6 protein-coding genes are annotated in these 7,829 nt (G+C 55.3%); all 6 read left to right on the top strand.

Going from position 1 to position 7,829, the window contains the following annotated elements; translation table 11 throughout:
* A partial coding sequence (locus JW953_12775; protein ID MBN1993566.1) for a response regulator transcription factor occupies positions 1-288 on the top strand: 288 nt, incomplete at its 5' end.
* 209 nt (positions 289-497) lie between these two features.
* On the top strand, positions 498-956 hold the full coding sequence (locus JW953_12770; GenBank protein MBN1993565.1) for a response regulator transcription factor: 459 nt from the start codon (positions 498-500) through the stop codon (positions 954-956).
* 73 nt (positions 957-1,029) lie between these two features.
* On the top strand, positions 1,030-2,352 hold the full coding sequence (locus JW953_12765) for a hypothetical protein (GenBank protein MBN1993564.1): 1,323 nt from the start codon (positions 1,030-1,032) through the stop codon (positions 2,350-2,352).
* Positions 2,353-2,475: 123 nt separating this feature from the next.
* Positions 2,476-4,089 (top strand): hypothetical protein, encoded by a 1,614-nt coding sequence (locus JW953_12760; GenBank protein ID MBN1993563.1) that lies wholly within the window; start codon positions 2,476-2,478, stop codon positions 4,087-4,089.
* A gap of 711 nt (positions 4,090-4,800) precedes the next feature.
* Entirely contained in the window at positions 4,801-5,292 is a 492-nt protein-coding gene (locus tag JW953_12755) for a response regulator transcription factor (protein ID MBN1993562.1), read from the top strand.
* Positions 5,285-7,117, top strand: coding sequence for a hypothetical protein (locus tag JW953_12750; protein ID MBN1993561.1), 1,833 nt, complete (start codon positions 5,285-5,287; stop codon positions 7,115-7,117). Before JW953_12755 ends, JW953_12750 begins: the two co-directional genes overlap by 8 nt.
* The last annotated feature ends 712 nt before the right edge of the window (positions 7,118-7,829 follow it).

Raw genomic sequence — 7,829 nt, 5'->3', positions numbered from 1 at the left:
ATCAACCCCGGCCTGGCCGTCAAACTTTTGGACGAATTTCGCCGCCTCAGTCAAAAAACTGACGAGGTAGAAGACGCGGAAAATTTGACCCAGGCCGAGATGGACATGTTGCGCCTGGTCGCCCAGGGCGCAGACAACAAGGCCATCGCCGAGCAGTTAGCCTTATCAGAAAGAACCGTCGCCAATCGTCTCAGTAGCATCTACGAAAAACTCCACGTCAACAATCGCACCCAGGCGGCGCTGATTGCCCTGCGCCAGGGGTGGGTGACATTGGATGATGATTTGTGAGGCGTGAGTGCGGGCTGGATGTCCCCACCCGCAGCACGCCACCCGGAACATAATTCAGGTAAAAAAGTACCTTCTTGTAAGGTACTTTTTTCTTTGCCTGCCGGTGAATTTTATCTCTTGTGAAGCGAGGTAAGCCTGTGGGATAATTGTGAGGTAAAACCAGTCGGGCCATGCTTCACGATTGTTTGGACTTCCCCGGAGAAAAACAGGTGAATAATTCAATCAAAGTCTCAATCGTGGACAACGACGATTTGTTCCGCCGGAGGGCGCGCGCATGGCTCGAAGGGACAAACGGCATCACGGTCGTGGGCGAGGCGAAAGAGGAGCGGCAGGCCATCGCTCTGATCCGCGAGACTCGCCCTGATGTTATCTTGTTAGACATAAGCGCGCGACCCGCCAACGATTTGCAGACGATGGGCCACATCTGCGAATTGTTTCCTGACGCCAAGATTATCGTCTTGAACGGTGAGGGTCAAGAGCAACTGGCGCTCGAGGCGTTCAAAAAGGGTGCGCTGGGCCACCTGGTCAAAGAAAAAGTCCAGCCAATCGAGATGGTGAAAGCCATCTGTGCCGTCAGCAGAGGAGAAGCAGTTCTCAGCCCGGGTATCGCCGGGTGTATCTTGGACGAAGTTATGCAAGAACGGCGACACAGCGCCCCGCAAACTTGAGCGGGGAACCGACCACTCGCCATATCCGCGAATCGCAAGCCTTTAGACCGAAAGTAAAGTAAGGAGAAATTCCATGAAGAACAAAACTTGCGCTACTCTGTTTCTGATTACCGGCCTGATCCTGCTGGCCGGTATGCTGGCCCCTATGAGTACCGCCCGCGAGGTTGCGTGGCGGGCCGATTGGGTCAGCCCGGCTGCCGCGCCCCGGCTCGGCGGTGAGATCCAAATCTCGTTGCCTACCACGCCGGAGTGCGACCGATATAAGCCAAGCGTGGCCTACAACCGGCTCCACGACGAGTACCTGGTCGTCTGGCACAACACCTGGCCCAACGGCCACCGCGACGTCTATGCCCGGCGCGTGTCCGCGAGCGGCCAGCTTCTGAGCTGGTTCGCCGTCTCTGCCGGCACCAACGACCGGGCTCAGCCGGCCGTGGCCTACAACGCCACGAACGACGAATACCTGATCACCTGGATGTACAACGCCAACGGCGACGGCTCTACCTACGAAATCTGGGGCCGGACCATGGCCTGGAACGGATCCTACATGAACTCCGAATTCCAGATTATCACCTGGCCCAACCGCACCTTTTGGACGCCCCGCGTGGCCTGGAACAGCTACCGGAACGAATACCTGGTGGTCTGGAGCGCCTATGACGCGACGACGCTTACGCCAACCGACATAGCCCACGCTATCCTTTCGAATAACGGCACCAAGCTATATGGCGCCATCATCTCCACTGCCGGGCAGCCGTACCAGGCCGACGTGACCTACAACGTCGCTGCCGACGAATACCTGGTGGTCTGGCGGCACATGTGGACTGCGAGCGATGGCGATATCCGCGCCGCCCGCATCGATGCCGGGCCTGCCGTTATAGTTAACCCGCCGGGCGAGTTTACGATCAATGCCTCGGAAGAAGATCAACTGCTACCGGCCGTAGCCACCAACCAGCAGAGCCGCTACCTGGTGGTTTGGCAGCACGCTTACCCTGGTCCTTGCTGCGACTGGGATATCCGTGGCCAGGAATTGGACGTGAACGGCGACCTAGTGGGCAGCGCGTTCTTCATTGCCGGTTCCACAGACGACGAGACATCTCCCGCTGTCGCGGCCCGGCCCGGAATCGACTTGGATTACCTGGTCGTCTGGCAGGCGAGTACCTCAACCGGTGAGCATATCTTTGCTTATCATCGACGTGGTGACAATATTGGGGTTTTTGAGGTCGCCGCCGCCGCATTCTGGGATCACGAGAGTCCATCCGTGGCCTGGGGACAGGGCGACTCACTGATCGTGTACGAGGGGGATTCCCAGGGCGATCCGACGGTCTACCGACACATCTATGGACGCATGGGGTGGCCGGAGGCGGTGTACCTGCCGCTTATCTTGCGCAACCAATCGTAAGGGCATTCGGGTGGATAAAGGTATTGCTTGCGAATGTGCAAGAACGACGTATGCGTCTTGCCCGCACTCGCGCTACAATCGCCCAACAAGAAAGCTTCGCACCTTTCAAAGGAGATCTAAAAAATGAAACACCTTTTTATTTTTTTAACACTGACGAGTTTATTGTTAGCCGCTTGTGGTGGCACCCCAACGCCTGACCTCGAGGCAACGGTGCAGGCTGCCGTTGCCGCCACCCAAGCCGCGCCTGATCTCGAGGCAACGGTCCAGGCCGCTGTTGAGGCCACCCAAACCGCACCTGATCTCGAGGCAACGGTACAAGTTGCTATCGCGGCTACCCAAGCCGCGCAGCCAACCCAAATTCTTACACCTGAGCCGACCCAATTAGACATGCCCACAGATACGCCAAGTGAAACCCCACCGGCAACGACAGACGTATCCACTACCGTGGTTGACGACACACCTACGCCGTCCCTTGATACCCCCGCCCTACCTTTGCCCGGCGAAAACGTTGAACCTCTCTGCTCTGACTCTCAACCATCCCTGGTCACAGATTTCAACGTCCGCCAGACCCCGGACCAGCCCGAGCCGCCGGCCCGTGTCCCCTTCCGCGACCCGGTCTTTGGTGCCTGCCTGGTGCGCGTTACCAACCGGCAAACTGACCTGGCCGCGAACGATCCCTCTAACGGCTTGAAAAACGAGTACTCGCGCGTGCAGTCTTTTAACGCCGACGGCAGCCTGATTCTGGCGCGCAGCATCGAGGCGAACTGGTATCTGTATAATGCCCATACCCTCCACCCCCTTGGCCAACTACCCCTCGCCGTGGAACCCCGTTGGGATGCCAGCAACCCGGATTTGCTTTACTACTCCGATGAGACCCGCCTGATGGCTTACAATGTGCGCAGCGAGGAGCAGAGTCTGGTTCACGATTTTGCAACGGATTTTCCCGACCGGCCGCTGGCCGCTGTTTGGACGCGCTATGAAGGCAGCCCCTCGCTCGACAGCCGCTATTGGGGTTTGATGGTTCAGAATCAGGAGTGGCAGACCGTCGCCTTGCTGGTGTACGACCGACTGGAGAATCGAGTGATTGCCAGACGCGACCTACCCGACAAGCCGGAGATTGACACCGTAACCATCAGCCCGATGGGGAACTACTTCCTGGCCTACCACGATGAGTATTGCGAGCCTGGCCAATTGGGCGACGACGCGCATCCCTGCGGCCTGATGGTCTACGACCGCAACCTGACCAATGGGCGGAGTTTGCTGCGCCTCATCGGACACTCCGACCTGGCCCTCGACGCTCAAGGGCGCGAGGTGCTGATCTATCAGGATATTGACACCGACCATATTTCTATGCTCGACCTGGCCGCCGGCGCGGTGACTCCTCTTTGGCCGATAGATTTTAGCCACACGCCGATTGGCCTGCACTTTTCGGGCCGCGCCTTCCACCGGCCCGGTTGGGCGCTGGTCTCCACCTACAGCGGCGGACACCCAACCGCCTACACCTGGCTGGACGATCAGATTTTTGCCATCGAACTGAAGTCCGGCGGGCGCGTGGTGCGGTTGGCGCACACCCATTCGTTGGTAGACGAAAACCAGGAGCACGACTACTGGGCCGAGCCGCACGCCAGCATCAACCTGGACTTTACGCGGGTTGTTTTTACCAGCAATTGGGGCCGTTCCGGCACCGACGAGGTGGAAATGTTTTTGCTTGAATTGCCGTTGAACTGGAGCGAGTAATTTTCTAAAGTGAAGAAAGAACTGGATGATTACGAACTGCCTGCGAAGTTCCGAAGCGACTCTTTACGTGATCACCGAAAACGGTTTTGAAGATCTCAATGAAGCCAATGCTGGAACATTTTCATTTCTTATTTTTTACGATCAGGGAGCCGGGACAATCTGTACCAGTCACTACCCGAGAAAATAAAAATGCCAGTCAATCAGACTGGCCATGGGGCAACTTCAAGGCACCAGCCGGACGGTCAAGATCAACCCGGCGTGTCGATTGTGACCACTACCACCAATGAGAATCTTCCGGGATAGTCTTGGGGAGGGGAATATTGGCAATGGGAGGAAGTTGTGACGTCATATCAGGGCTACCTTTTGTGCATAGAATTTGGCCCTATTCTACCCCAGGCCGGGGGATAGCACAAACAGTGAGAATTTTTGCTCGACCATTCGATAATCAGGTAAGCTTTACCTTTTACCTCAAGGTTGTAGTGGGTTGAACTCCAAACCCAACAAGTAGCTTGTGGTTCAGGTTAGATTGGCTATTTGTTTTTTGTCAGAATTCTAAATCATCCCCCAAAATACCCGCCAACGATACATAAATTACCCGCCAAAAACAGTAAATTTTTGTACCCAATCAAGTGAATTTTTGTACCCCGAATTGGTTTATACTGGAACAGGTTTGTTCAGTTGTTATTGCTCGCAGGAGAAACTACGGGCGTTATGCATAACCCAATCCGTGTGTTACTCGTTGTTGCCGATAACGCCTTTCGCCAGGCGATACGTGCCTGGCTCCAGCGCACCACCGACCTGACCTGTGTGGGCGAGGCGCGCGATGGGGCAGCCACCCTTGCCTTGCACCGGGAGCTTGACCCCGGGGTGATTTTGCTGGATGTTGCGGCTGTATCTGGTCAGAATGGACAATCCGTATTGCGTTTGAGCCAGGCGTATCCTCACAGCAAAATCCTGGTACTGAGCGCCCCTGGTAACCAGGAAGAGCTGATTGTGAACCTGTTCAGGCAGGGCATCTGGGGCTACCTGGATAAAGAGAGCTGTCAGCCATCTGAAATTATTGAAGCCATCCGGGTAGTCAGTAAGGGCCAGGCCGTTTTAAGCCCCAGCATAGCCGGGCGGATTTTGAATGAGTTATCTCAATTACAAAAACATCAAAAAATTTCAAATTATACCAATCAAGGAGGTATTTTCAATGACTAAAGTTAAGATATGGTTCACCTGCGGCATCTTTATCACACTCTTGAGCGTAATGGCGATTTCGCAAGCCCTTGCCGCGCCGGAAAATCAGGCGACAACCTGCAATGTTCCAACCCAATATGCCACTATTGGCGCGGCCCTGGCCAACCCGGCTTGCACGCTCATCCGGGTAGCGGCCAACACCTATCATGAGAACCTGACCATCACCCGTTCCGTGACCATTGAGGGCGTTGACACGGAAACGACCATCATTGATGGCGGCGATATTAGTTCTGTCTTTGTCATCACCAACTCGGCCACCGTAATGCTGGACAAGTTGACCATCTACAACGGCGCGGGCACTGACGCGGACACTGACTCCCTCGGCGGCGGCATCTACAACTATAACGGCAACCTGACCGTTCGGGACAGTTATGTCTACTACAACGCAGCGGATTATGGCGGCGGTATATTCAATTCAGGCACGCTGCTTGTTCAGGACAGTTCGGTCTCCGGAAATACAGGTTTGTATCACGGCGGCGGCATCCACAATTATGGTACCTTGTCTGTTCGGGACAGCCTTATCTACAACAATGATGCGGATCAATTTGGCGGCGGTATCTATAATGAAACAGGTGCAATGATCCTCTCCGGCTCCGAAGTTTCCGAAAATGTGGCCGATCAGGGGGGCGGTTTAACCAATCTGGGCGGCACGACCACCATCGAAGATACCGATATCATTTCCAATACAGCTCAAGCTGCCGGCGGTATATTGAACGAGGCGATAAATTTTAATAGCCGGGACTACAACGCCGTAATGACCGTCACCGGCAGCCGGGTCTTGAGCAATACCTCTGACGCAGAGGGCGGGGGCGGCTTGTTGAATGCAAGCCGTGATCACCTGACCGCTACCCTGACCATCAGCAACAGCCTGGTCAGTTATAATGTTGCCAACGGCAGCGATGCGTTAAACGGCACCGGCGGCGGGATCTGGAATGCCTCGGGAAGCAGCGGTGGCTTATCCCGGCTAAACATCAACAATAGTACCATCAGCCACAACCGGGCCGTGAACGGCGGGGGGATTGCCAACGCATTTGACAGCGCCACCATCAGCCACAAGCTGGAGGTGACCGTTAATAATAGCACCATCAGCCACAACAGCACCTTGGCCTTAACCGGCAACCAGGTGGGCAACGGCGGCGGCTTGTTCAACATGAACGGCACCATGACCCTGGTCAACAGCACCCTCAGCGGCAACGCGGCCAACGGTATCCCCGGCGCCGGCACCGATGTCAGCGGCATGGGCGGCGGGGCGGTCAACGCCGGAAGCACCCTCATCTCCCGGCTGATCCTGACCAACACAACCGTAACCGGTAATCACGCCAATGTGACCGGCGGCGGCCTGGGCACCGGGTTACTAGACCCGGCCGCTTGGGGTACCGCCACCACCCTCAAAAACAGCCTTGTGGCCGGTAACAGTGCCACCATGCTGCCGGCCAACTGCACCAGCCAGCCAACAAGCGCGCCCAATATGTTTGTTTCTCAGGGATACAACCTGGAAAACGGGAACACCTGCAACCTGACCCAGGCCAGTGATCTGATCAATACCGACCCGCTGCTTGGCCCCCTGGCCGATAACGGCGGACCAACCCAAACCCATGCCTTGCCACCCGGCAGCCCGGCCATTGATCAAGGCCATACCGGTAGTTTTAACACGGACCAACGCGGGCGACCCCGCCCGGTAGACATGGACAACATTGCCAACGCTACCGGCGGTGACGGCAGCGACATTGGCGCGTACGAGTTTGGGCAAAAAATATATCTGCCTGTTATTTACAAGGTTAAGTAGCTCCAGAAAATGGTCATTTTTGACCAGACAACGGTCATTTGTGACTATACAAAAACCCTGTTTTTGCCGTTACGCGCCGAGTTGTTTTGTGATAGGATGTGGCGGGCGTTGAACCCAAACTGCTACTTCAACTCTCATCGTTGCTTATCAAAAAAATAAAATCAAATCAAACTACTATCAGAACAAGGAGAAAACTCATGATCCAAAGAATATCCTTCACTATTTTTTAGTATTTAGCCTTATCCCGGCCGGTTGCGGCAGCGGACCGGCTGCCGCAACCGGCCGCTACCGAAGCGCCCGCTACCCAACTACCGCCTACAGATACCCCTGCGCCGCCAGACCCTACTGCCACCCAACCCTCGCCCACAGCGAAACCAACGGAAGAAGTTGAGACCGAAGCGGACGCCGAAACCAAAACGGATGCCGAGACTGAAACAGAAATCGCAAGCGAGCCTGAAGAAACCATTCCCGGGTTTGATATTCCCGACGGTAAAGCCCTTTTTGTTTTCTATAACTACACCGACGTTGATTTGTTGGTGGGGCAAGTTCAAAACATCCGCCGGGTGGTTTTGCGCTATATTTTTGGACCAGATAAACTCATTTGCCATAAACTTGTAGATGATAATTAGAGTTGTTCCTGAATAAGCAAAACCTACTAAATGCAGGGCTTTTATACGATCTTGGTGCCCTATATGTTGTGCAATTTCTTATT

It is taken from the genome of Anaerolineae bacterium, assembly GCA_016931895.1.
Classification (GTDB): Bacteria; Chloroflexota; Anaerolineae; order 4572-78; family J111; genus JAFGNV01.
The sequence above is the reverse complement of the archived record's forward strand: the minus strand, read 5'-3'. Positions and strand labels throughout refer to the sequence as shown.

Bases quoted from the DNA above. Each gene is read 5' to 3' on its own strand.
- JW953_12750 (MBN1993561.1), top strand. From the start codon at position 5,285: ATGACTAAAGTTAAGATATGGTTCACCTGCGGCATCTTTATCACACTC.
- JW953_12765 (MBN1993564.1), top strand. From the start codon at position 1,030: ATGAAGAACAAAACTTGCGCTACTCTGTTTCTGATTACCGGCCTGATC.
- JW953_12755 (MBN1993562.1), top strand. From the start codon at position 4,801: ATGCATAACCCAATCCGTGTGTTACTCGTTGTTGCCGATAACGCCTTT.
- JW953_12760 (MBN1993563.1), top strand. From the start codon at position 2,476: ATGAAACACCTTTTTATTTTTTTAACACTGACGAGTTTATTGTTAGCC.